The sequence below is a fragment of the Acinetobacter terrestris genome (genome assembly GCF_004331155.1).
GTDB classification, from domain to species: Bacteria; Pseudomonadota; Gammaproteobacteria; order Pseudomonadales; family Moraxellaceae; genus Acinetobacter; species Acinetobacter terrestris.
In genome coordinates this window covers 24,064-47,964 of the sequence record NZ_SJNZ01000024.1, presented here as the reverse complement: position 1 = coordinate 47,964, position 23,901 = coordinate 24,064, and the positions used below count along the sequence as shown (strand labels likewise).

At 41.3% G+C, this 23,901-nt stretch carries 29 protein-coding genes; 27 read left to right on the top strand and 2 right to left on the bottom strand.

The annotated features are described in order from the left end of the window. Window positions 1-6: 6 nt before the first annotated feature. The 26 genes from E0H81_RS12735 (at window position 7) to E0H81_RS12610 (ending at window position 20,020) form a co-directional block, all read left to right on the top strand. Entirely contained in the window at window positions 7-789 is a 783-nt protein-coding gene (locus tag E0H81_RS12735) for a ParA family protein (RefSeq protein WP_067866770.1), read from the top strand. Beyond that, the gene (locus E0H81_RS12730; RefSeq protein WP_131319397.1) at window positions 786-1,673 is read left to right on the top strand and encodes a ParB/RepB/Spo0J family partition protein; all 888 of its coding nucleotides are present in this window, start codon (window positions 786-788) and stop codon (window positions 1,671-1,673) included. The genes E0H81_RS12735 and E0H81_RS12730 overlap by 4 nt, the downstream gene beginning before the upstream one ends. A gap of 30 nt (window positions 1,674-1,703) precedes the next feature. Then, on the top strand, window positions 1,704-2,342 hold the full coding sequence (locus tag E0H81_RS12725) for a MotA/TolQ/ExbB proton channel family protein (protein WP_131319395.1): 639 nt from the start codon (window positions 1,704-1,706) through the stop codon (window positions 2,340-2,342). An 8-nt stretch (window positions 2,343-2,350) separates the two neighbouring features. Continuing rightward, window positions 2,351-2,773 carry an ExbD/TolR family protein gene (locus tag E0H81_RS12720; protein ID WP_131319393.1) on the top strand — a complete coding sequence of 141 codons (423 nt, stop codon included), beginning with the start codon at window positions 2,351-2,353 and terminating at the stop codon, window positions 2,771-2,773. Beyond that, window positions 2,773-4,500, top strand: coding sequence for a lipid A export permease/ATP-binding protein MsbA (gene msbA / locus E0H81_RS12715; RefSeq protein WP_131319391.1), 1,728 nt, complete (start codon window positions 2,773-2,775; stop codon window positions 4,498-4,500). The genes E0H81_RS12720 and msbA overlap by 1 nt, the downstream gene beginning before the upstream one ends. A gap of 3 nt (window positions 4,501-4,503) precedes the next feature. After that, complete coding sequence (gene lpxK, locus E0H81_RS12710; protein WP_131319389.1) at window positions 4,504-5,508, top strand: tetraacyldisaccharide 4'-kinase; 1,005 nt, start codon at window positions 4,504-4,506, stop codon at window positions 5,506-5,508. Window positions 5,509-5,520: 12 nt separating this feature from the next. After that, on the top strand, window positions 5,521-6,282 hold the full coding sequence (gene kdsB, locus E0H81_RS12705) for a 3-deoxy-manno-octulosonate cytidylyltransferase (RefSeq protein ID WP_131319387.1): 762 nt from the start codon (window positions 5,521-5,523) through the stop codon (window positions 6,280-6,282). A 29-nt stretch (window positions 6,283-6,311) separates the two neighbouring features. Continuing rightward, complete coding sequence (locus E0H81_RS12700) at window positions 6,312-7,295, top strand: DNA polymerase III delta subunit-related protein (RefSeq protein ID WP_131319413.1); 984 nt, start codon at window positions 6,312-6,314, stop codon at window positions 7,293-7,295. A 19-nt stretch (window positions 7,296-7,314) separates the two neighbouring features. After that, the gene (locus E0H81_RS12695; RefSeq protein WP_067726035.1) at window positions 7,315-7,656 is read left to right on the top strand and encodes a PilZ domain-containing protein; all 342 of its coding nucleotides are present in this window, start codon (window positions 7,315-7,317) and stop codon (window positions 7,654-7,656) included. A 26-nt stretch (window positions 7,657-7,682) separates the two neighbouring features. Beyond that, window positions 7,683-8,456, top strand: a complete 774-nt coding sequence (locus E0H81_RS12690; protein ID WP_131319385.1) for a TatD family hydrolase — start codon at window positions 7,683-7,685, stop codon at window positions 8,454-8,456. A gap of 45 nt (window positions 8,457-8,501) precedes the next feature. Beyond that, window positions 8,502-9,116: a TetR/AcrR family transcriptional regulator gene (locus E0H81_RS12685; RefSeq protein ID WP_131267299.1), complete on the top strand. Its 615-nt coding sequence runs from the start codon at window positions 8,502-8,504 to the stop codon at window positions 9,114-9,116. A gap of 9 nt (window positions 9,117-9,125) precedes the next feature. Then, the gene (locus tag E0H81_RS12680) at window positions 9,126-9,686 is read left to right on the top strand and encodes a prepilin-type N-terminal cleavage/methylation domain-containing protein (protein WP_131319383.1); all 561 of its coding nucleotides are present in this window, start codon (window positions 9,126-9,128) and stop codon (window positions 9,684-9,686) included. A gap of 118 nt (window positions 9,687-9,804) precedes the next feature. Beyond that, entirely contained in the window at window positions 9,805-10,236 is a 432-nt protein-coding gene (gspI, locus tag E0H81_RS16260) for a type II secretion system minor pseudopilin GspI (protein WP_280526104.1), read from the top strand. Further along, complete coding sequence (gene gspJ, locus E0H81_RS12670; RefSeq protein WP_131319379.1) at window positions 10,236-11,045, top strand: type II secretion system minor pseudopilin GspJ; 810 nt, start codon at window positions 10,236-10,238, stop codon at window positions 11,043-11,045. The genes gspI and gspJ overlap by 1 nt, the downstream gene beginning before the upstream one ends. A 21-nt stretch (window positions 11,046-11,066) precedes the next feature. After that, window positions 11,067-12,014, top strand: coding sequence for a type II secretion system minor pseudopilin GspK (gspK, locus tag E0H81_RS12665; RefSeq protein ID WP_131319377.1), 948 nt, complete (start codon window positions 11,067-11,069; stop codon window positions 12,012-12,014). A 158-nt stretch (window positions 12,015-12,172) separates the two neighbouring features. Next, window positions 12,173-12,769 carry a 6-pyruvoyl trahydropterin synthase family protein gene (locus E0H81_RS12660; protein WP_131319375.1) on the top strand — a complete coding sequence of 199 codons (597 nt, stop codon included), beginning with the start codon at window positions 12,173-12,175 and terminating at the stop codon, window positions 12,767-12,769. A gap of 50 nt (window positions 12,770-12,819) precedes the next feature. Then, on the top strand, window positions 12,820-13,533 hold the full coding sequence (gene ung / locus E0H81_RS12655; RefSeq protein ID WP_131319373.1) for a uracil-DNA glycosylase: 714 nt from the start codon (window positions 12,820-12,822) through the stop codon (window positions 13,531-13,533). Beyond that, on the top strand, window positions 13,530-14,654 hold the full coding sequence (locus E0H81_RS12650; protein WP_131319371.1) for an enoyl-CoA hydratase/isomerase family protein: 1,125 nt from the start codon (window positions 13,530-13,532) through the stop codon (window positions 14,652-14,654). Before ung ends, E0H81_RS12650 begins: the two co-directional genes overlap by 4 nt. 2 nt (window positions 14,655-14,656) lie before the next feature. Then, a complete protein-coding gene (gene tadA / locus E0H81_RS12645; protein ID WP_131319369.1) occupies window positions 14,657-15,178 on the top strand; it encodes a tRNA adenosine(34) deaminase TadA in 522 nt (173 codons plus the stop codon). Between the two features lie 59 nt (window positions 15,179-15,237). Next, window positions 15,238-15,669, top strand: coding sequence for an SRPBCC family protein (locus E0H81_RS12640; protein WP_131319367.1), 432 nt, complete (start codon window positions 15,238-15,240; stop codon window positions 15,667-15,669). A 17-nt stretch (window positions 15,670-15,686) separates the two neighbouring features. Further along, complete coding sequence (gene cmk, locus E0H81_RS12635; RefSeq protein ID WP_131319365.1) at window positions 15,687-16,370, top strand: (d)CMP kinase; 684 nt, start codon at window positions 15,687-15,689, stop codon at window positions 16,368-16,370. Between the two features lie 108 nt (window positions 16,371-16,478). Beyond that, window positions 16,479-18,155, top strand: a complete 1,677-nt coding sequence (gene rpsA, locus E0H81_RS12630; protein WP_131267288.1) for a 30S ribosomal protein S1 — start codon at window positions 16,479-16,481, stop codon at window positions 18,153-18,155. Window positions 18,156-18,315: 160 nt separating this feature from the next. Further along, the gene (locus tag E0H81_RS12625) at window positions 18,316-18,618 is read left to right on the top strand and encodes an integration host factor subunit beta (protein ID WP_131267287.1); all 303 of its coding nucleotides are present in this window, start codon (window positions 18,316-18,318) and stop codon (window positions 18,616-18,618) included. A 21-nt stretch (window positions 18,619-18,639) separates the two neighbouring features. Continuing rightward, a complete protein-coding gene (locus E0H81_RS12620) occupies window positions 18,640-18,999 on the top strand; it encodes a lipopolysaccharide assembly protein LapA domain-containing protein (protein ID WP_131319363.1) in 360 nt (119 codons plus the stop codon). A gap of 36 nt (window positions 19,000-19,035) precedes the next feature. Then, window positions 19,036-19,716, top strand: coding sequence for an orotidine-5'-phosphate decarboxylase (gene pyrF / locus E0H81_RS12615; protein ID WP_131319361.1), 681 nt, complete (start codon window positions 19,036-19,038; stop codon window positions 19,714-19,716). A gap of 97 nt (window positions 19,717-19,813) precedes the next feature. Then, window positions 19,814-20,020: a hypothetical protein gene (locus E0H81_RS12610; RefSeq protein WP_131319359.1), complete on the top strand. Its 207-nt coding sequence runs from the start codon at window positions 19,814-19,816 to the stop codon at window positions 20,018-20,020. 165 nt (window positions 20,021-20,185) lie between these two features. On the opposite strand, the gene E0H81_RS12605 is transcribed toward E0H81_RS12610, so the two are convergent. Both E0H81_RS12605 and E0H81_RS12600 read right to left on the bottom strand, forming a co-directional pair. Then, entirely contained in the window at window positions 20,186-21,094 is a 909-nt protein-coding gene (locus E0H81_RS12605; protein ID WP_131319357.1) for a LysO family transporter, read from the bottom strand. A gap of 51 nt (window positions 21,095-21,145) precedes the next feature. After that, on the bottom strand, window positions 21,146-22,657 hold the full coding sequence (locus E0H81_RS12600) for a flavin-containing monooxygenase (protein ID WP_244926541.1): 1,512 nt from the start codon (window positions 22,655-22,657) through the stop codon (window positions 21,146-21,148). A gap of 155 nt (window positions 22,658-22,812) precedes the next feature. On the opposite strand from E0H81_RS12600, the gene E0H81_RS12595 reads away from it, so the two are divergent. Further along, entirely contained in the window at window positions 22,813-23,820 is a 1,008-nt protein-coding gene (locus E0H81_RS12595; RefSeq protein WP_131319355.1) for an AraC family transcriptional regulator, read from the top strand. The last annotated feature ends 81 nt before the right edge of the window (window positions 23,821-23,901 follow it).

Here is a 23,901-nt window from a genome sequence, read left to right as displayed (position 1 = left end):
GTTACCATGGCACAAATTATTGCGATTGCGAACCAAAAAGGTGGTGTAGGCAAAACCACAACCGCAGTAAATTTGGCAGCATCGTTAGCTGTGTTAAAAAAGCGCGTTTTACTTGTGGATATGGATTCACAAGGGAATGCCACGATGGGTTCTGGTATCCAAAAAAATGATCTTCTGTATTCGGTAACCGATGTTTTATTGGGTGAAGTTCCGATTGAAACCGCAATTAGCAAAGCGGAAGTCGGCTATAAGGTTTTAGGGGCTAACCGTGATTTGGCTGGTGTAGAGCTTGCGATTGCGGAACAGGATGGTCGTGAGTTTATTCTGAGGGAAGCTTTAAAAGAAATAGAACATTCTTTTGATTATATTATTGTGGACTGTGCACCCAGCTTAAGCCTAATTACGGTAAATGCTTTGGCAGCGGTGGATAGTGTGCTGATTCCAATGCAATGTGAATATTATGCACTGGAAGGCTTGGCGGATTTAACCCAAACCATTGACCGGATTCAACAAGCACTTAATCCGGATTTGCAAATTATAGGTGTGTTACGCACCATGTATGATGCACGAAATGCATTGACGCGCGATGTTTCAGAAGAACTTGAACAATACTTTGGTAAAAAACTGTATGACACCGTGATTCCACGTAATGTACGCCTGGCTGAAGCGCCTGCGCATGGTTTGCCAATTATCTATTTTGAGAAAAATTCAAAAGGCGCAGTTGCTTACTTAAATTTAGCGGCTGAAGTGTTAAAGAAAAGTAAAGTAAAAAAAGGAATTAAAGCATGACCACAAAAAAACGCGGGTTAGCTAAAGGTCGTGGTTTGGATGCCTTGCTTGGTTCAATCCAAAAAGAAAAATTACAGATGGAAGCGCAAGGTTTAGATCATGGCCAGTTGAAACAAATTGATGTGCATTTGCTTAAACGGGGTGAATACCAACCGCGTCGTTTTATTCATGAACCCGATCTTCAGGAACTTGCTGCTTCGATTGAAAAACATGGGGTGATGCAGCCCATCGTCATTCGCCCAATCGATGATGAAAAATTTCCCTATGAAATTATTGCTGGTGAGCGTCGTTGGCGTGCTGCACAGCTTGCGGGCTTAACTGAAATCCCGGCAATTGTGCGTGATTTGACCGATCAAGTTGCCATTGCATTAGCCTTAATTGAAAACATTCAACGTCAAGATTTGAATCCGATTGATCAAGCCATGGCATTACAGCGTTTTCATGAGGAATTTGGTTTAAGTCACCAGGAAATTGCCGATACAGTCGGTAAGGCACGTACCACAGTCAGTAATTTATTGCGTCTTTTGACTTTGGCTGAATCCGTCAAAGACTTCATGCAGCAAGGTCTGTTGGATATGGGGCATGCGCGTGCAATCTTAACTTTAAAAGCCAAAGATCAGCTTAAAGTTGCAGAGCATGTGATTGAAAAAAGTTTATCGGTGCGTCAAACCGAGCAACTGGTCCGCGATTTAAACGCGCCTAAACAAGAAAAAACCAAAGTGGATGTTGCACCAGATATCCAGCAGTTGACGCAGCGCCTAGCAGAGCGTTTTAGTGCAGATGTAAAGATTGATCATAATAAGCAAGGTAAAGGAAAACTGGTCATTCAGTATCATTCACTGGATGAATTAGATGGTATTTTGAATATTTGTTTCGCAGAATAATTTTTTGTTGGTTTTATTGGGGAAAAACAGATGTGGGAATTAGTCAAAGCAGGAGGCTGGCTGATGCTTCCTCTTGTTTTATGTTCGATTTTTACAGTAGCAATAACCGTTGAGCGCTTTATTCGATTAAAAAAATCAATGATTTTGCCCAAGGCATTGTTACTGAATCAAACGCAAAATGCCGATGTTGTCATGCAGCAATTGCAAAAAGATAAAGTATTGCAAAGTAGTACTTTGGGGCGCATCTTTACTGCAGGTTATCAAAGTAAAACTAAAAATGAGCAGTATGCCCGCGCACAGATGGAAACCACTGCTTCTCAAGAAATTGGCTATTTGGAAAAAAACATTAATTTCTTGGGTACACTCAGTGCAGTAGCACCATTGTTAGGTTTGTTAGGTACCGTTCTGGGTATTATCGAATCATTCTTGGTGATTGACCTAGGCACTAATAGCAATCCAACCTTGATGATTCCCGGCATTTCAAAAGCGTTGATTACGACTGCAGCGGGGATGTTTATTGCCATTCCAGCATTGTTTGCCTACCGTTATTTTCAGCGTTTGGTGCAAGAGTATGTTGCTGAACTTGAGCAACAGTCGACCTTATTCCATGCAGCACTTTTCTATCAAAATTCTACAGCTGAAGAACAAGATATTAGAAAAGCAGGTTAGGGTGGAAAATGAAATTCAAACGCACACAAGTTGAAGATATTCATATTAACTTAACCCCCATGATCGACTGCTTGCTGTTTATTCTGGTATTTTTACTGTTATCCACCACGTTTAACCAGTTTAGTCGCATGAATTTAACCTTGCCAGATGCGCATGGTGTTCCACCGAAGCAATATGATCATAAAGTTGAAGTGGTTGTGGATGCTTCCGGGCATTATTCAATTAACGGACAATCGCTTGCAAGTAAAGAGGTTGCAGATTTAAATACTGCAATTAAACAGATTTCTAATGATCGTCGTGATTTAATGTTTGTGATTGCCGCGGATGCCAAAGCCACGCATCAGGATGTGATTCGGGTGATGGATGTTGCAGGTCAACTGGGTTTTGTTAATATCAATATTAGTACTAAAGTTCCGTCTAGAGGTTATTAGTGAAGCAAGATTTTAAAGTCTATCTACGTCTTTTGGGCTATTTGAAGCCTTTTTGGGGTGTAGCGATATTGGTTTTTATCGGTTTTTCAATTAGTGCTGCCACAGAAGTATCTATTGCAAAGTTGTTAGAAAAAATCATTACCGCAATCCAGCATAGAGACCAAGGCTTTACTTCTATATTTCCCTTCTTGGTGATTCTACTGATGTTTTTCCGGGGATTGGGTTCCTTTATCGGGGGCTACTATACCGCAGTCATCTCACGTAATCTGGTCTTTAATATTCGTCAGGAAGTTTTTGCCAAACTGTTAACGCTTCCATCGCAGTATTATCTGGACAATACCAGCGGTCATATCACTGCTAAAATTATGTACAATGTGGAGCAGTTAACCGCAGCTTCTTCAGAATCACTGAAAACCATTGTGCAACAAGGTTTGATTGCGATTGGGTTACTCGGCTTTCTGTTATATAGCAATTGGCGACTTACTCTGATTATTTTGATTTTTGCTCCGCTTATGGGTTTTTTGGTTCGTCAGGCAGCGAAACGGATGCGTAAATTATCTTTACAAGTTCAGGACACCATGGGTGATGTTAACCATGTGGTGCAAGAAACGGTAAATGGTAATTTGGTGGTCAAGGGTTTTGGTGGGCAAGCGTATGAGCAAACCCGGTTTAAAGATCACTCGCTTGAAAACTTAAAACGTGGTTTGAAAATGGTGGTGGTACAGCAGCTGAATAGCCCTGTTGTGCAATTCATTATGTCGTTTGCTATGGCTATTGTTATCTGGATTGCATTACGACCAGAAATTTTGCGTGATACCAGTGCCGGTGAGTTCGTTGCTTACATCACCGCAGCGGGAATGTTAAGCAAACCGATTAAAGCCTTAACCGATGTGAATGAAAAATTACAACGCGGTATGGCGGCAGCGCATTCAGTTTTTGACTTACTCGATTTGCCTGCAGAGCAAAATACAGGAACTTTAACGCCGGTACTTAAAGGTAATATTCAATTCCAAAACGTGAATTTAATTTATTCCGATGGTCATCAAGCCATTCATGATTTTAACTTGAATGTCAAAGCGGGTGAAACGGTTGCACTGGTGGGGCGTTCAGGCGCTGGTAAAACATCTTTAGTGAATCTGCTGGTGCGTTTTCAGGAAGCCAGCTCAGGTCATATTTATTTGGATCAGCATGATATTCAAGCGCTGGATATCAATACCTTGCGAACCCAGATTGCGATGGTAAATCAGCAAGTGGTGCTGTTTAACCGGACTGTGCGTGAAAATATTGCCTATGGTCAGCTTGAAGGTGCATCTGATGAAGCTATTATTGCTGCAGCAAAAGCGGCTTATGCGCATGAATTTATTATAGCCTTGCCGCAAGGCTACAATACGCCATTAGGTGCACAGGGCTTGAACCTTTCGGGCGGCCAACGTCAGCGTATTGCTATTGCACGTGCGATTTTAAAAAATGCACCGATCTTGATTCTTGATGAAGCCACCAGTGCACTGGATAATGAATCGGAATACTTTATTCAACGGGCGTTTGATGCAGCCATGCAGGATCGGACCACCATCGTGATTGCGCATCGTTTATCGACCATTGAAAATGCAGATCGTATTGTGGTGATGGATAAAGGTACAATTGTTGAGCAAGGTACCCATGCGGAACTGATTGCCAAGCATGGTGCTTATTATCAGTTGCATCAGCGTAATTTCGAGGAAAATTGATTTATGTCCATTGCACAATTGATTCAGGATGCTTGGAATAACCAAGCCAAGTGGTTAATTGTGCTTAGACCTTTGTCATGGATTTATCGTGCTGGTTTTTTATTGAATAAAAAGCTCTATCAGATGGGCATTAAATCAAGCTATCAAGCCCCAATCCCGGTGATGGTGATTGGTAATATCACGGTGGGTGGGAGTGGTAAAACACCACTGCTGATCCAGCTGGTGAATTATCTCCACAGTCAAAATGTTCGGGTTGGGGTGATTAGTCGGGGCTATGGCGGGAAAGGCCCTTTTCCAGCCTATGTCGATCTGGAATCTGTGCCGGACATCGTTGGCGATGAACCCTGTTTGATTGTTCAATCCACCGGGGTTCCAATGGTCGTGGGCTCCAATCGTCAGCGCAGTATTGAATATTTATTATCCAGACATGAATTGGACTTAATTATTAGTGATGATGGTTTACAGCATCTGGCTTTAGAACGTCAAATTGAATGGATTGTGCTGGATCAAAATCGTGGCCTGGGTAATCAAAAGTTATTGCCTGAAGGGTATTTGCGTGAGCCTCCCAGCCGTTTAAATACAGGCACGGTGATTGAGCATGCAGCCGAACCAGGCTCTGCGTTAAATATGCATTTGGAAGTGGCTACACCGTATTTACTCAATGCTGTAGAGGGCACGCCATTTAATCCAGCTGACAATTTTTATGCAGTGGTCGGCATTGGTTTCCCGCAGCGATTTTATAAAACTTTAGATTCCATGGGAATTCACCAATTTCAGGGTCATGAATTTCCCGATCATTATGATTATGAAATCACCGATCTTCAATTTGAAGATGGGAATCCGATTATTACCACCGAAAAAGATGCAGTGAAACTGCTGCCGTTATTAAAGAAAAATCCAGATTTCAAACGTGAAATTTGGGTGGTTCCTGTTGAGGCGGTACTGTCCCCAGGCTGTTATGAAGTCTTGCATCAGCAATTGCAGCAACTCGATATTCAAATTTCTTAAGGTTCATCGTTTATGAAACATATTGTTATTCCTGCACGTTTCGCAAGTTCACGTTTACCGGGTAAGCCATTACTTGCAATTCATGGCCGTCCCATGATTTTACGGGTGGTGGATCAGGCAAAAAAAGTCGCGGGTTTTGACGATTTGTGTGTTGCAACCGATGATGAACGTATTGCTGAAGTTTGCCGTGCAGAAGGTGTGGATGTTGTCATTACAAGCGCAGATCATCCGTCAGGCACAGATCGTTTAAGCGAAGTTGCCCGGATTAAAGGCTGGGCAAGTGAAGATATTATTGTCAATGTACAAGGCGATGAACCTTTGCTTCCGGCACAATTGGTACAGCAGGTGGCACAACTATTAGAATCACAGCCTGAATCTTCTATGTCTACCTTGTGTGAGCCAATTCACAGCCTGGACGAGTTTCATCGTGACAGTATCGTGAAAGTGGTGATGTCTAAATACAACCAGGCCTTGTATTTTAGCCGTGCGACCATTCCTTATGATCGTGATGGTGCTAAACAAGAAGTCCAAGAATTACATTCTCAGGCATACCGTCACTTAGGTTTATATGCGTACCGTGTGAATTTGCTGCAAGAATATGTATCTTGGGATATGGGTGTGCTGGAACAACTGGAAAGCCTGGAACAATTGCGTGTGCTTGAAAATGGACACCGTATTGCAATTGCTGTTGCTGAAGCCAACTTGCCACCAGGCGTTGATACACAAGCGGATTTGGATCGTCTCAATGAAATGGATGTTTGCTGCTTTGAGTAAAATTGGGGATAAGGTTGGGCTTTAATTCAATGCAAAAAGATGTGGTCGCACAAGTTTATCCATGGCAACAAACCGTTTGGGAGACGCTAACCGGGCGTTTCCCCAAACTTGGGCATGGCTTGCTTTTTTATGGCAAAAAAGGCTGTGGCAAGGAAGCGTTTGCGCAATATTTTTTGGCTTGGGTTTTATGTGCCAATCGTCATGCCAGCAATGCACCTTGCGGTGAATGTGGCAGTTGTTTGTGGTTAAAATCGGATACTCATCCGAACTATGTGTATATCAGCACGGATGAAGAAAATAAAAAGCAAAATGCCAAAATCAAGATCGAAAAAATTCGTGATTTATTGCCCTTTGTCCAACAAACGGTAGATGGTTGGCGGGTGATTGTGATTGAGCCGGCAGAAGCTTTAAATATGGCTTCCGCGAATGCCTTACTTAAAACCCTTGAAGAACCGGGCGATCGTATTGTTATTATTTTACTAGCCGATCATTATCTGAAACTTCCTGCGACTATTCGCAGTCGTTTGCAACATTTTGCTTTAGACCGGATGTCGGAAGTTCAAGCAGGCGAGTATTTATCTCAGCAGTTACCTGGTTTAGATCAAACTCAAAAACAACTGTTGCTGAATCTGTCCAATCAAATGCCTTTGCAGGCCATGCAATTGGCCCAAGCTGAATGGTTGAATAAGCGACAGGAATTTCTAAATGACTGGCAAAAATTAGTGACACAAAAGAATATGCCGATGGCAATTGCGACCAAGTGGAACAAAGCCTTAAGTTTTAGTGATTTTGCGCAAATGTTTGAATACTTGTTGTCCGATTTAATTTGTGTCAAGCTCAATCAGCAGGTTAAAAATCCAGATTTGGATTTGAGTGTGCTATCAGAACAATATACATTGGAATTTTTATTCACGATTTATTCCGACTTGCAACAATCTAAACGGTTTATCGAGCAGAATGTACAAAGCAATTTGGTGCTTGATCAACTGTGTATAAAACTAATGAACATCTAAATATTTAAAGGGGAAGATGATGCAACCACGTATGGGCGGTATTATTCAGGCGAATATCCCGGATAAAGACACGTTGTATGCCAGCTATATGCCTTATGTTGTAGGTGGTGGATTGTTTGTTCCAACCAAACAGCCGGTAAAAATCGGTGAAGAAGTCTTTGTATTGGCAACTTTGCCTGAGCAATCACAAAAAATTCCTTTGACCGGTAAAGTTATCTGGATTTCTCAAAAACAAAATGGCATCAAATTACAAGGTTTTGGTATGCAGTTGACAGGGGAAAAAGGTGTTTATTACAAATCAGAAGCTGAAAAGTTGCTGGTAGGTATTAAGTCTGAGGGTCGAACTAGTTACACTATGTAGCTGTTTAACCGCTTTAGGATTTTACCGTGTTTGTAGATACTCACTGCCATTTAACCTTGCTGGATTTAACGCCTTATGATGGTAATTTAGATCTGGCACTAGCACAGGCGCGTGAAGCGGGTGTATCCAAATTCATGAGTATCTCGGTGGATCTGGATGACCATATCGAGCTTGCTAAAATTGCCGCACGTCATGCTGATGTTGGATACAGTGTTGGCGTTCATCCCTGTGAAGATCCTGCGACCATGGCGCGCGCCACCACAGATTATTTGATTGAACTGGCGCAGCCTGAAAAAGTTTGGGCGATTGGTGAGACAGGCCTGGATTATTTTCATAGCACAGATTTTATTACTGAACAAAAACAATGTTTTGCCCGTCATATTTATGCTTCTCAGGCAGTGAAAAAACCTGTAGTGGTGCATACCCGCGCAGCCAAGCACGACACGGTCGATATCATTCGCGCTGAAAAGTCGACTCATGGTATTTTGCACTGTTTTACCGAAGACTGGGAAACCGCCAAGGCCGTGCTGGATTGCGGTTATTACGTGTCATTTTCCGGCATTGTTTCTTTTAAAAATGCACAAGATTTACGTGATGTGGCGAAGCAGGTTCCACTTGATCGCGTACTGATTGAGACAGATAGTCCTTACCTGGCACCGATGCCCTATAGAGGAAAGTCTAATGAACCAAAATACGTTCCCTATGTAGCCAAAGCCTTAAGTGATGTATATGATAAGTCAGTTGAGGAAATTGCTTTCATTACCATGCAAAACTTTGAAAACCTCCTCAATTTAAAGTGAATAATTCGAATTGATACAAGCGCATAAGAGAGTTACAGGGTGAAGATGGATCGTCAGGCTCAGTTTCGAGCAAGAGAAGCGTTAATTTTTCAGGTTGCAGAGCAACTGTTATTAGAAAATGGCGAATCAGGGATGACGCTTGATGCGTTGGCCGCAGAACTCGATCTAGCGAAAGGGACTCTATATAAACATTTCCAAAGTAAAGATGAACTCTACATGCTGCTCATTATCCGTAATGAGAAGATGTTGCTGGAGATGATTAAGGATGATGAGAAAGCCTTTCCAGAACATCTGGCTTTCTTTATGCTGCATCATTTACACCATCCGGAACGTACCGTGCTGTTCCATCAAATTGAAGAACGTCTTTCTACCACGGGTGTAGGCATTCATCATTTGTTCAGCGAGCTGTATCAGGTGAGAAAGCAGCGCTTGCGGATTATTTTTCGTATGACTGAAAGCTATTTGGAAAGCATTCAAAGCAGCATGTCAGTACGTGATTATTTGGCTTCAATCTGGGCTTTAACTCACGGTGCAGCCGCAATCTTGAATTCTAGTTTTTATCAGCGTTATTTGGGTTCACGCGATACATTGCGTGTCGCTTATATTGACCAAGCCTTGGCGATGCCGAAGCAAATCCGCGCCACGGAACAATTTGCCTAAAGGTATGCCATGAAGCACACAGGATCATCATCAATTCGCGGTTTTACCTTAATAGAGTTGATGGTGGTTATTGTGATTATGGCAATCATGGCATCTTTAATTTTAACCAATATCAATGGCGTTGATCAGCGTAAAGCCATGCAGGCACGTGAAGTGTTTATCATGGATTTACGCAGGATGAATCGTGAAGCCAATGATCAGGCTCGCATTTTTGCCCTTGATGTTCAGACCGCAACAGATGTATCGCCATTTCGTTATGGTGTCGTTGAATATCTGATTCCAACGCTTCAAGCTGCACAAAATTCAGTAATAAATGAAAATAAGAAATGGCAAGACTATTCAGAATTTGAAAAACGGGCTTTACCCGAACATGTTTCCTTTAATGTGCAATCACTCGATTATGTATATGAAAATGCCAATAACGATGATTTGGTGAGTGCAAATGCACCGAAATTACTTTGGCTAGGCAATGGGGAAGCGAAACCTGTACGGATCCAGTTTTATTTCGAGCAACGTCCGATTGGCGAAGAAATCGAGATTGATCATTTAGGTAAAATCAATGAAAGCTAGGTACTCAAAGTGGAGCGCTTGGTCTTGCGCAGCGTTGAAACAGCGTTTCACTCATCGCTGCTCCTCAAGCACAGCTTTCGGACTTACGGCATGTTCGAGTGTTACTCGAATTAATCGTGTGTACTCAGAACATGGTTCTTCCTCTTGCGCTCGGACGAAACGTTGTTTCGTTTATCCTCGCTCAGGTTTTACACTATTGGAAGTGATGGTGGCCTTAGCCATTTTTGCAACTGCTGCAATCGCTTTTACCAAAGTGGCGATGCAATATACCCAAGCGACATCAAACGCAATTTTACGCACCAAAGCGCAATTCGTGGCATTGAATGAAGTTGCCGTGATGGAAATTAACCAGGAATGGCTGCAAGGAACACAGTCCAAACAGATTACCCAGCAAGGTGAAACTTGGCAAATTGATAAATCTGCACAATCGACGATTAGTCCGAATGTGCAGCGTATAGAAGTGCAAGTCAGTTTGTTTAATGCTGAATCCGGTAAAGTCGAATCCGGTATCACCAATCTGGTTTTCTTTAACTATAAGGCCAAAGTTTGATGCAATCGAAAAATAAAAAAAATCAAACTTTACACTCACAGCCTTACTCCCCAGACAGAGCTTTCGGACTTGCGCCACGTTCGAGTGTTACTCGACGTAATCGTGCCCACTCCGAACACAGTTCTTGCTCTTGCGCTCGGACGAAACGTTATTTCGTTAATCCTCGCTCAGGATTTACCCTGGTTGAATTATTGGTGGCGATTGCCATATTTGCAGTGCTTTCGGCATTGGGTTGGAAAGTTTTTGATTACCTGATCAAAGTCAAAGAGCGTAATACTGAACATGAAGTAAATTTGGGCCAGTTACAGGAAGCCTATCAACAAGTTTTACGCGATACGGTTCAAGCCGTACCATTGACTGCGAATATAAATAGCGATATTCAGCCCGCTTTGGTTTTGCAAAATGGTCGCTTTAATTTTAGTAAAACCGGTGTGACGGATCCTTTGCAACAAGGTATTTCACCGGATGAACGTGTCGAATATCAATATCGTGCAGATGAAAAAAAACTCTATCGTTTGAAATATCGTAATTTAAACAGCAGCGGACGCGATCAACCCGAATCCAGTGTGTTGCTAAATGATGTCGACCAGTTTGAAATTGTGGTGCTGAATCCGAATGAGTCAAACTCATGGCCAGATGGACAAATAGATTTAAATGATGCCACGCAAAAACAGATATTACCCAAGGGCATTAAAATTAAGTTAATGGTGAAAGATGTGGCTTATGAATGGATTTTTAGTCTGTTGAATACAGACTATTTAAAGCCGCAGAACATTAATCAAAATAATAATTCCAATAATCCAACATAACCAAATCTAAAGAGATTAAGCATGAAGCAGCAACAGGGTATTGCCTTAATTACGATCTTGGTGATGGTCGCATTAGCAACGATTCTTGCTGCGACAATTGCCAAACGTCAGGCCAATACTGCTGAGAATACGGCATATTTGATGCGTCAAAATCAATCGTTATTGTATGCCAAAAGCGCAGAAGCCTTTTTTTCAGAGCTTTTGGTGGATGATGCTGAAAATGCAGGTGATATCGATCATCTGCAAGAAAATTGGGCCAAACCGATGCCAGCTTTTCCGGTAGAAGATGGTTTTGTATCGGGGGCTTTGCAGGATGAATCAAGTAAATTTAATTTAAATAGTTTAGTTAATGCTGACGGCACAGCGAATCCTCAAGCGAAAGCCTGGTTTGAAAAACTGTTGCTACGTGTCGGGTTGCCTGAAAAATTGAGTGAAGCAGTGATTGATTGGCAAGATGCTGATGATGAAACCATTGGTGCGATGGGCGCGGAGGCAAGCTACTATCAAGGCTTGCCACAAGGTTATTTAGCGCCAAACAGTAAATTTCATAATGTTGAGGAACTGAAACTGATCCGTGGCTTTGAAGGTCAAAAATATCTGCAAATTGCAGATTATGTCAGTGCAGCACCTACATTAGAAAGTAAAGTTAATGTGAATACAGCATCCGCAATGCTGCTTGCGAGTCTTGATCCCAAGTTGGATGTCAACGCAGTTCAACAAGCTCTGCAGCAACGCCAAGAAAATTTAGAATATTTTTCCAATATTAATGATCTTTGGGCGATTGAGCCTTTTACGCAGGTTAACCCTGATATTCGCAATGAAGTGAATGATTTGCTGGGAGTGCAATCCAGTTATTTCAAAGCCAAGATTGAAGTGTTGTTAAGTGGGCGTAAACGTCAGTTTAGTAGTGATTTGGTGCGTAAAGATAAAATAGTGTATGTGGCATATCGCAGTATGGCGCCATTTTAATCATATAAACCAACAAGCTGAAATATAATCCATCTTATTATCTTGTTTAAGTCGCATATGTTTTACCAATTGCTTTGAACTGTAAAATTAATGCCCAGACTTTCACTTTTGCTTTATAATCAAATTCAATTCACATATTTTTGATTGCATCACCACACATGTTAATTCGTAAGTTATTTAAGTTTGAAAATGCTCATATTGTGCGCAATTGCACATCGGATCGCTGTAAGCGTTCGATTCATGGCCATAGTTATAAAGTTGAATTATTGCTTAAAGCTTCGAAGCTAGATCATGGTCAAATGGTGTATGACTTCGGATTGCTGAAGGGCGTAATCAAGGATATTTTTGACAGTTTTGATCATGCCATTTGTTTTTGGCAGCATGATGATGCTGAATATATTGAAGCCTGCAAAAAATTTAGTGCCCGTTGGGTAGCTTTACCTGTTTCTCCTTCTGCGGAACAATTTTCACGTATTTTCTTCTATTTAGCACAACAAGTGCTTGCATCAACCGAAACCCAAAATGGGGAAGGGGATGTAGAAGTTTACTCGGTGATTGTGCATGAAACGGATACCGGCTATGCACAAAGCTTTATCGAAGATATCGAAAATACGCAAATGGGTGTGCTGAGTCTTGAACAAATTGTGTTCTCTGAACAAGTTCAAGCTGAATGGACAGATCCTGATATGTATGAAAAATTACAACAAGGAATTAAATTCCAAAACCCGAGTGTTGATCTGCAGGTACAGATTTAAGGATCATTGAGTCACATACTAGGTTTTCAAAAAAGGATTAGGAAGCAATTATGTCTTTAACGGAACAACAACAAGCTCAACTAGATAAAATCCAGTTGGATGCAAGTTGGAAAGGTGTTTTGAGTGATTTCTTGCTCAGCCCAAAAATGGATGAGTTAAGGCAGTTTCTGATTGCTGAAAAAAATGCAGATAAAGTGATCTATCCCCCGAGTTCACTGATTTTTAATGCACTAAATAAAACCCCGTTAAACCGTGTGAAAGTGGTTATTTTAGGGCAAGATCCTTATCATGGACCTAATCAGGCCCATGGTTTAAGTTTTTCTGTGCAAAAGGGGCTTGCATTACCGCCATCTTTACGTAATGTTTTCCATGAGTTGAATGCCGATCTTGGTATTCCTATTCCGAAACACGGTGATTTAACCCGTTGGGCTGAACAAGGTGTGTTATTGCTGAATGCAGTTTTAACTGTTGAAGCAGGTCAACCCACTTCGCATCAAAAACAGGGTTGGGAAGATTTTACCGATCATATTATTGATGTGTTAAACGAGCAGTGTGAGCATATTGTTTTTATTCTGTGGGGTGCCTATGCGCAACGTAAAGGTCAACGGATTGATCCGAATAAACACCTGATTTTAAAAGCTGCACATCCTTCGCCACTGGCAGCAAACCGTGGTGGTTTTTTTGGCTGTAAAGTATTTTCAAAAGCAAATAATTATCTGAAACAAAATGGCATTGAGCCGATAAATTGGCAGCTGGACGCATGACACAATCTCCTGAATTAAAAAATTATCACCCCGATCTTATTGTAGAAGAAGCAGGAAATGGCTGGCGCATTGTTCGCCTGAACCGTCCAAAATCTCTGCATGCTTTAGATGAATCCATCGTCACTGCACTTTTAGACGTGTTCCAGGATTTTCAGCATGATGATGCTGTGAAAGCCGTTTGGCTAGATTCAACTACACCAAAAGCATTTTGTGCAGGTGGGGATGTTCGTAAACTTCGTCAATTAGTGATTAATGACGAAGTGGAGACAGCAAATAAATTCTTTGAACAAGAATATGCATTAGATTTATTGCTGCATAACTATGCTAAACCAGTATTGGTTTGGGGTGAAGGTTATGTGATGGGCGGTGGTCTAGGTTTATTTATGGCTGCACCTTTTCGACTGGTCACACCTTATTCACGTTTGGCGATGCCTGAAATTAACATCGGTTTATATCCAGATGTCGGCGCGACACGTTTCTTGGCTGATCGTGGAGCTATAGGCTTATTTACAGGCTTAACCGGTTCCATCATGACGGCAGCAGGTGCGTATGGTATTGGTTGGGCAACGCATATTTGTGATGCACAGCGTGATAACGTGTTGGAAAAAGTCATCAATATAGATTGGGGACATTATCCAGCCGGTGATTTTCGTGCCATTGATGACACCCTGAATGGCATGCACCGCCCTGTAGGTCCTGGTCCGCTGCAAAACTCATTAGATGTGATTCACAGTGTTTGCCGTGGTGTGAACTTTGAGCACGACTATGAATCGATTATTGGTTTGAGTGATGCACGCAGTGACTGGCTGCGTCAGGCGAGTGAAAACTTGCAAAAAGGTTCGCCTACAACCGCTGCTTTAACCTGGTTATTGTGGCAATGGGGCAAGCAGGTTCATTCCTGGAATGAAGTGTTTGAGCTTGAAACTCAAATTTCAGACTGGAAGATTCGTCATTCAGATTTTGTAGAAGGTGTCCGGGCACGCTTGGTGGATAAAGACCTGTCTCCAGAATGGACGAAAGGTACGGATTTTTCACTCAAAGCAATTTTGTCGGATTATCCTCCTGTGACCAAAAATGAAAGCTGGAATAATCTGTTGAAACACTATGGTGTGATCGGTTAAGAATGACTGATGCAACACAATTGACGGATGAATACTGGATGCAGTTTGCTTATGAGCAAGCTGCCATTGCAGCATCGAAACAGGAAATTCCGGTCGGTGCGATTATTGTCAGTCAAAATCAAATTATTGGCGCCGGATACAATGCGCCAATTTCTTTGAATGATCCGACCGCACATGCGGAAGTGCAAGCATTGCGTCAGGCTTGTGCAAATCTTAATAATTACCGGCTTCCTGAAGATTCAGTCCTTTATGTGACTTTAGAGCCTTGTACCATGTGTGTCGGGGCTTTGATTCATGCACGTGTATCCAAAGTGGTGTTTGGTGCAACCGAGCCCAAAGCAGGTTCCTTGATCAGTGCAAGAAAGTTATTTGAAACAGGGTATTATAATCATCAGTTTGATATTGAGGCTGGATGTTTGAATGAACAATGTTCTAAACAACTCAGTGATTTTTTTAAGATGCGGCGTGAGCAAAAACGGCTGCAGAGATTACAAGAAAAGTCTTTAAATGGTCAGAATCATTAATTCAAATCATGTAAAATAAAATGACAATAAGCATTGTCAATTAAAATTTAGGATAAGTCATGAATTCCATTCAAGTAAAAAAAGAATTTAACGCACCCATCGATCAGGTTTTTGATTTGTTATCAAAACACTCAACTTATAATATTGCTTTTGCACCCATTCAGGTAGAACGAATTAAAGACTCTGCAGATCCTGAACGTCCAGATGGTATTGGCTCAGTACGCCGTATGGGTTTTGGCCCAATCAAACCGCTGCAGGAACAAATTACTTTACTGGAACCTAATGAGCGTATCGAATATCAGATTATTAAAAATCCTTTAGTGAAACATCATTTAGGGATTATCGAGTTTGAAGCAAAAGATGCTGACAAAACTTTAGTGACCTACACCATTGAATTGCAGGCGCGAGCACCTTTTGTAAGTAAATTAATTCTTGCACAGCTTAAATCTGCGATTAAACTAGGTTTTTCGAAATTAGCTAAAACTGTATAGGGTAAAGTGGAAAATTAATGACAGTTCAAATTATTACTATCGATGGTCCAAGCGGTTCTGGAAAGGGCACACTTGCGGCTAAACTGGCAGCGCACTATCAATTTCATTTACTGGATTCTGGTGCTTTATATCGTTTGCTGGGGCTGTCATTACATCAAAAAGACTTGCTGGATTGCCTAGATTCAGCACTTGAGCAGTGCATTAAAATTGCAACAAATTTAGACATAAAATTTGTTACAACTGAAGCCGGAACTCAGGTTCAACTGGACGGTGAAGATGTGAGTCAAACGATCCGTACTGAACGTGTGGGTGAGTTTGCTTCAAAAGTTGCTGCAATTCCTGAACTTAGAGCCGCATTATTAGCGCGTCAACGTGCTTTTGCACAAGAGCCGGGCTTGGTTGCAGATGGTCGTGATATGGCCACTTCTATTTTTCCAGAGGCTCAAGCCAAGATTTATCTGACTGCTTCGGCTGAATCCCGAGCGGCGCGACGTGTAAAGCAGTTGCAGGGTATGGGGCTAGATGTTAAAATAAGCGACATTTTAGCTAATATACAAGCTCGAGACAAACGAGACATGGAGCGCACAGTCGCTCCACTCAAGCCGGCAGCAGATGCATATATCATTGATAGTTCAGAATTGGGCATCGATGAAGTATTCCAGTTGATGACCAATTTTGTCGAAAAGCAATTAGCCAATTAACGAATTTTCAGCCAAAGCATAGCTAGATCAGTTTATTACGGACTATGTGGAAGCTTTATTAAACCGGCCTTGTCTGATCCAAGACCGCTGAACTTTATCAGGTATATCATGACCGAATCTTTTGCAGCCCTCTTTGAAGAAAGCGAATTAAATTTCAACGTTGAAAAGGGTGCTGTCATCCAAGGCGTTGTTGTAAGCATCGACTCTGACTGGGTAACAGTTGACACTGGCCTTAAATCAGAAGGTATTGTTGACCGCGCTGAATTCTTAAATGACCAACGTGAACTTGAAGTTCAAGTTGGTGATACTGTTGATGTTGTTGTTGAAGCTCTTGACAACGGTATGGGTCAAACAGTTCTTTCACGCGAAAAAGCAAAACGCGCTGAAACTTGGACTAAACTTGAAAAAATCTTTGAAGACGGCGAAATCGTTACTGGTGTTATCTCTGGTAAGGTTAAAGGCGGTTTCACTGTTGACATCGGTCCAGTTCGTGCGTTCCTTCCAGGTTCTTTAGTTGATACTCGTCCTATTCGTGATACTACTCACCTAGAAGGCAAAGAGTTAGAATTCAAAGTAATCAAACTTGACGCTAAACGTAACAACGTTGTTGTTTCACGTCGTGCAGTTATGGAAGCTGAATCTTCAGCTGACCGTGAAGCGCTTCTTGCTCAGCTTGAAGAAGGTCAAACAGTTACAGGTACTATCAAGAACCTCACTGATTACGGCGCATTTGTTGACCTTGGCGGTATCGATGGTCTTCTTCACATTACTGACATGGCTTGGAAACGCATCAAGCATCCTTCAGAAGTTGTTGAAGTTGGTCAAGAAGTTACTGTTAAAGTACTTAAATTTGACCGTGAACGTAACCGCGTATCTTTAGGCCTTAAACAATTAGGCGAAGATCCATGGTTAGCGATCATGAACCGTTACCCTAAAGGTTCAATCGTTAAAGCTCGCGTAACTAACCTTACTGATTACGGTTGTTTCGCTGAAATCGCTGAAGGCGTTGAAGGTTTAGTACACGTTTCAGAAATGGATCACACTAACAAAAACATCCACCCATCTAAAGTTGTTCAGATTGGTGACGAAGTTGATGTTATGGTTCTTGAAGTTGATGAAGAACGTCGTCGTATTTCTCTTGGTATCAAACAAACTCGTGCTAACCCATGGGAAGAGTTTGCTAAAGACCACGACAAAGGCGAAAAAGTTTCTGGTACGATCAAATCTATCACTGACTTTGGTATCTTCATCGGTTTACCAGGCGGTATCGATGGTCTAGTTCATTTATCTGACATTTCTTGGAACGAACAAGGCGAAGAAGCTATCCGTCGTTACAAGAAAGGTGACACTGTAGAAGCTGTTATCTTGTCTGTAGATGCTGAAGGCAACCGTATCAGCCTTGGTATCAAACAAATGAACAACGATCCGTTCAATGATTACTTGGCAACTAACGAACGCGGTGCTTTGGTTAAAGGTACTGTGACTGCTGTTGATGCTAAAGGCGCAACTGTTAAGTTAGCTGACGAAGTTGAAGCGTCTCTTAAAGCTTCTGAAATCAACCGCGATCGCGTTGAAGATGCAACTAAATTCTTGGAAGTTGGTCAAGAAGTTGAAGCTAAAATCATCAACGTAGACCGTAAATCACGCTCTATCAACTTGTCTATCAAAGCAAAAGACGAAGCTGAAGAGAAAGAAGCAGTTGCTAACTTGAAAACAGCAACAACTTCTACAGAAAATGGTCCTAAGACTATTGGTGATTTGATCAAAGCTCAAATGGGTAACTAAGTAGGCGTTAAAATGTATTGTTAATGTAAATTAACTAATACTTTTTACACAAATACTGTAAACGGTAGCGTAGTATTAACTTATTGCGCTACCGTTTTGTATTTAAACACGTTATTATCGGATCATCTACAAAGTAGCTTGATAATTAAAGAGGTCGCAGATGACTACGGAAGCGTTGAATAAGTCTGACTTAATAGAGCGAATTTCCATTAAAAATCCACACTTAGCAGAGCCTTTGGTCGAAGAAGCTGTTAAAATTATGATTGATCAAATGATAGCTGCTTTATCATCTGATAATCGTATTGAAATTCGTGGTTTTGGCAGTTTTGCTTTGCATCACCGTGATCCACGTGTGGGGCGTAATCCTAAAACAGGAAAGTCTGTTGAAGTGGCTGCAAAAGCAGTTCCACACTTTAAACCTGGTAAGGCGTTGCGTGATGCAGTAAACGATTCTGCACAGTAATAAATTCCAAAAGGGGTATTTATGCGTTACGTATTGGTAGCTTTGCTCATTGTGCTGTTTGGCTATTCACTGGCTTTAGTTTTACAAAATGGCACTGAGTTAAGCGTAGATCTGCTATTTACTCAAGTTCCTGCTATGCGTTTGGGCTTATTGTTATTACTTACTTTAGCTTTGGGTGTGGTGTTGGGTTTATTGTTGGGTGTGCAAATTTTTCGGGTATTTCAAAATAACTGGGAAATTAAACGACTGCGTAAAGACATTGAATATCTCCGGAAAGAGCAAATTCAGACTGCCCAAATGGCTGCTGCTGAAGCTGCAGCTCATACTAGGCATGAAAAAACTGTATTAGATATTACCAACGAAAATAAAAGCCCATTATAATGGGCTTTCTTTTTGTCTGACCGAAGGTAAATTCTCTTGAGTATCATTGTTGCACTGGATGCTAAAAGCCAATATGACGCGTTAACCATTGCAGAGCAATTAGACCCTGCTTTATGTCGGGTAAAAGTTGGTAAAGAGTTATTTACCCATGAAGGTCCAAGTGTGGTTAAGGCACTGCACGACAAAGGCTTTGAGGTTTTTCTGGATTTAAAATTCCATGATATTCCAAATACGACAGCGCAAGCCGTATGTGCAGCAGCTGATTTGGGTGTATGGATGGTGAATGTGCATGCATCAGGTGGTCGTAAGATGATGGAAACCTGTGTGGAGCGCTTAAAAGCAGGCAATTACAACACTCAACTGATTGCTGTGACTGTGTTGACTTCAATGGGTCGTGAGGACTTAAAAGATATCGGTTTGGATATTGAACCATTTGAACAAGTAAAACGCCTTGCTAAGCTCACTCAAGACAGTGGTCTGGACGGTGTCGTCTGTTCTGCTCAAGAAGCCAAAATGCTTCGTGAAACATTGGGTCAAGATTTCGCTTTAGTCACTCCAGGTATTCGCCCAGCGGGTTCTAATGCAGATGATCAAAAACGTATTGTGACACCAAAGCAAGCGATGCTTGATGGTTCAACGCATTTGGTGATTGGTCGTCCGATTACTCAATCAGAAAACCCAAGTCAAACCTTGCGTGATATTTTGGCGACCATTTAATCTGATTCGCATTTTGTCGAATATCTATAAAAAGCCTTTCTGATGAAAGGCTTTTTTAATACATTAAGAACAAGATTAATTTCAAAAGAGCAATTCAATGACTGAACCTGATGATCTTGCTTTATCGTCAAAAAATGAATCTTCACAGAGGATTCAACCTGTAGAAAAGCTTGTGCAGCAAGAAGAGCAGCAGAATCAAGCGAGTTCAGCAGACTGGAGTTCAGGTTTTGAGGTGGCTGAAATTGCTTTGGATGTGCTTGACGTTGTGGGGGATTTGGTAAAGGGAATAGATTTGAATTTTTAAAATTACAAGTCTAAATATTATTTCCCTCATCTAAATCCTCTTCCAGAGGGAGACGACTTTATGCCATTCTTTGAAAGAAAATAAAGTTCTCTATCCCTGCGCAAGTTCTCTATCCCTGCTTTAAACGAAGCACAAGTAAGAGTTAGAGAAAGGGGAAATAAAAAATCAAATCGCTGCAAGTACACTCACCATAATCGGTGCAAGCACAGAAAGAATAAAGCCACTGACCATGGCGTGTGGAATAAACTCATTGCCACAGGCTTGTTTGACCATAGGTAGGGTAACATCCATTGCTGTTGCGGCAGCGGATGAAATGGCAGAGCGAGGGTAGCGCCAACCAATGCTATACATCAAAAGAATTGCAATGATTTCTCTGAATAAATCATTCATTAGTGCAATGCTGCCAAGCTCGGCATTTTTAAGTTCAGTCACCACAATGCCTGTCATAGAATAAAAACCATAACCTTGAGACAGCATAATCAGGTCTTTGAGACTAATGTCTTTCACAATTGCTGCGGTAAAAAATGCACCGGCTAATGAACCGACAATACAGCCGATCGGTACAAGCATGATTTTCCAGTTCAGCCATGAACGGTCGAGTGGGGAGTATGCTAAATCCAAACCAATCAAGAACATGAAAATCAGCAGTAGATTCCATGTACTCATATGCAGGCTATATTCAAAATGATTAAATAGTTCAGCAAGTCCATACCCGAATGCGAGTGCAATAAAGGCATAACTAATGTTGAGCAGTGATTTAACCAATAACTCTGCGGATACTTTACCTTGCGTTGGTTGATAGCCAATACTTTTAAACAGGATATAACAGCAGAGAAAAGCACCAACTGATGTTGCAATTGAGAGGGTCAGTGCATGAGATAAAATTTGCAGCGGACTGCTTATGCTGTGTAGTGTTTGAGAGAATTCAATCGCGATGGCTATCAGTAGAATATAAGTAAAATAGGGCAGAATTTTAAACGCTAAATTTTCTAGCCACCGAGGAAGTTTACGTGCAAGAACGAATCCAAGGAATAAACAGAGAAGAAGCTGGATAATCAACCAAAGCGATTGCATACAAAAAGTCGGCAGGTGAAAAGACACCTGCTTATTATGAGCATTAAGTATTTAGGCTGCACGACTTTCAGGAGTTTTATTTAGCAAGCGGTAATCTGCGGGATTAAGTTTTTTGGTTTTTAGCCAATATTTCCATGTATAGGTGGGCCAAAGTGCAAAGTTCTTGCCGCCATCTTGCTGATACCAGCTTACACAGCCAGATTGCCATACCGTTCCATTCAGCAGGTTTTGTACCTCTGCATTGAATTGATCTTGTACTTGGTCTTTTACTACAATGGCATGGCTATGGGTGTGCTTGACCAGCTGAATCATTTGCAAGATGTAATTGATTTGTGACTCAATCATAAAGATAACCGAGTTGTGGGCCAGAACGGTATTGGGTCCTAAAAGTTGGAAAAAATTCGGAAAATGTTTGGTACACATGCCATAAAAGCTTTCCGCACCATCATGCCAAGCCTCTCGTAAATCGAGACCATTTTCTCCAGTGCATTTAAAGGACTTTAAATAAATACGTGGGTCGGTGATAAAGCCTGTTCCATAAATCAGGCAATCAATTTTACGTTCTTTGCCATCTTGAGTAATGATGCTGTCAGTGGTTAACTCTTGAATGCCATCAGTAGCGAGTTCGACATTGCGTCGATTAAAGGTCGGATAGTACTTGTTGGACACTAAGATTCGTTTGCAACCCATAATATAATTAGGGGTGAGTTTCTGAGCCAGCTTTTTATCCTTCACTTGATATTTAATATAGGCTTCCGCAAGTTTTTGGGTGTATTTCATCACGGTTGGTTTAACAATAGGGACTACGCGCGATTCATTTGACCAATAGAGACGTGCACGATGCAGCTTTCTAAACCAATCAAATTGATCAAACAGCTTTTTTTCCAAACGTGAATAACGGCGTTCATCGCGTGGAATGACCCAAGCAGCGGTACGTTGAAATACATACAGTTGCTTAACTTGATGTGCAATTTCAGGAATGTATTGAATGGCGCTGCCACCTGTACCAATGGATGCAACATTTTTATTGCTGAGGTCGTATTGATGATCCCATTGCGATGAATGAAAAACTTTGCCCTGAAACTTTTCAATACCTTTGATGTGTGGAATTTGCGGAACATGTAATGGACCAGATGCGAAAACAACAAATTGAGCAATCAAAGTTTTTTCATTATTTAATGTCAGCTTCCAGTCACAACTGTGTTGATTGTATTCGGCAGCCAGAACTTCGCAGCTAAATTGGCAGTATTTTTTTAAATCATAACTGCTCATCAAGCTTTGGATGTAGGCAAAAATTTCAGGTGCTTCAGCATAGCGCTTCGACCAGTTAGTTTTAGCTGCAAATGAAAGTGAATACATATGCGATTGCACATCACAGGCTGCGCCCGGGTATTGGTTCTCACGCCAAGTCCCACCGACATCATGGGCTTTTTCTAAAATGACAAAATCTTGAATATTGTTTTGTAATAAACGAATGGCCATTGCCAAGCCACCAAACCCGGCTCCAATAATGGCAACTTGAGTTTGCTGTGGCATTTGTTTGCCTTGAGGTACATCATGCATTTTTTATTGCCTTATAAATTTATTTTTATATAGCTTAAATGAATAGATTGCTTCGCAACATGATAGTCGTGCCAAAAAAATTGATATATTCGGCAATTTGCAAGCGTGGAATTTTATAGTAAAAAATGGTCATATTCTTTTAATTAGACAATGCTATGAAAAGATCAATTCTTGGCTTGATGTATTTAATTCAAGGCATGCGTAAAGCTGGGATTGCAGTTGATCAAAAACTTCAAAGTATTGGGCTGCGTGCTGAGGCATTGGATCCCAGTTCAACCATTCATCCGAGTTTGGAATGGGATGTTTTAAAAGTTATTGGGCAGGATGTTGCGCCTGAAAAAGGTCTGTTTATTGGGCAGCATTATGCGCTGGCTGGATATGGCCCTTTGCTCATGTTGCTGGTCACCAGTGGAAATGTGCGTACAGCCTTAGAGCAAGGTATTAAATATCAAGCATTAACTCATTTAACTGGGACCTTAAGCTTAAAATACACAGCGCACAAGGTTGCTTTATGCTATGAACCACAAGATTTAAACAGTGATCTGGGTTTGTTACGAGCACAATGTGAAATTTCAGGTACCTATAAATTTATCCAGGACCTTTATAAAATGATGGGGTTGAGCATTCCCCAAATTCATATTGAATTGCCATTTTCACAGCCACAAGATCAAGATTTTTTAAATACATATCATGGTTACTATGGTACAGCGTTAAAGTTTGGCTCGAAATGCGCAGAATTTTGGTTTGATGATGCAGTTCTGGATGTTGAGATTCCATCTGCAGATAAAATGACTTTTAAAATCTATGAAAGTAAATGTATTGCTGAATTGGAGCGCTTAAAAATGGATGAGCAGGTGCCTTCATTGGTGCAGCGCGTACAGGATTATCTAGAGTTGCAGCAAGGCGTGATGCCAACAATGGCTGAAACTGCCCAAGCCTTGCAAATTCCAGAGCGGACCTTGCGCCATCAATTGCAGCAATTACAAAGCAGCTATAAACAAATACGTGAACAACTGATTAAAGACAAGGCCTTAAGGCTGATAGAATACAAAGAGTATTCCATTGAAATGATTGCAGAGTTACTCGGCTATTCCGAGCCGGCGGCTTTTAATCATGCCTTTAAACGATGGTTTGGATACAGTCCACGCCAGTACTTTAAATAGCCTAAGTTTAGTAATGCCAAAGTGTTATATCTTCCATCCCAAACTTCGCTATACTTTCAATAGCCTAAAATAGTATTCAAT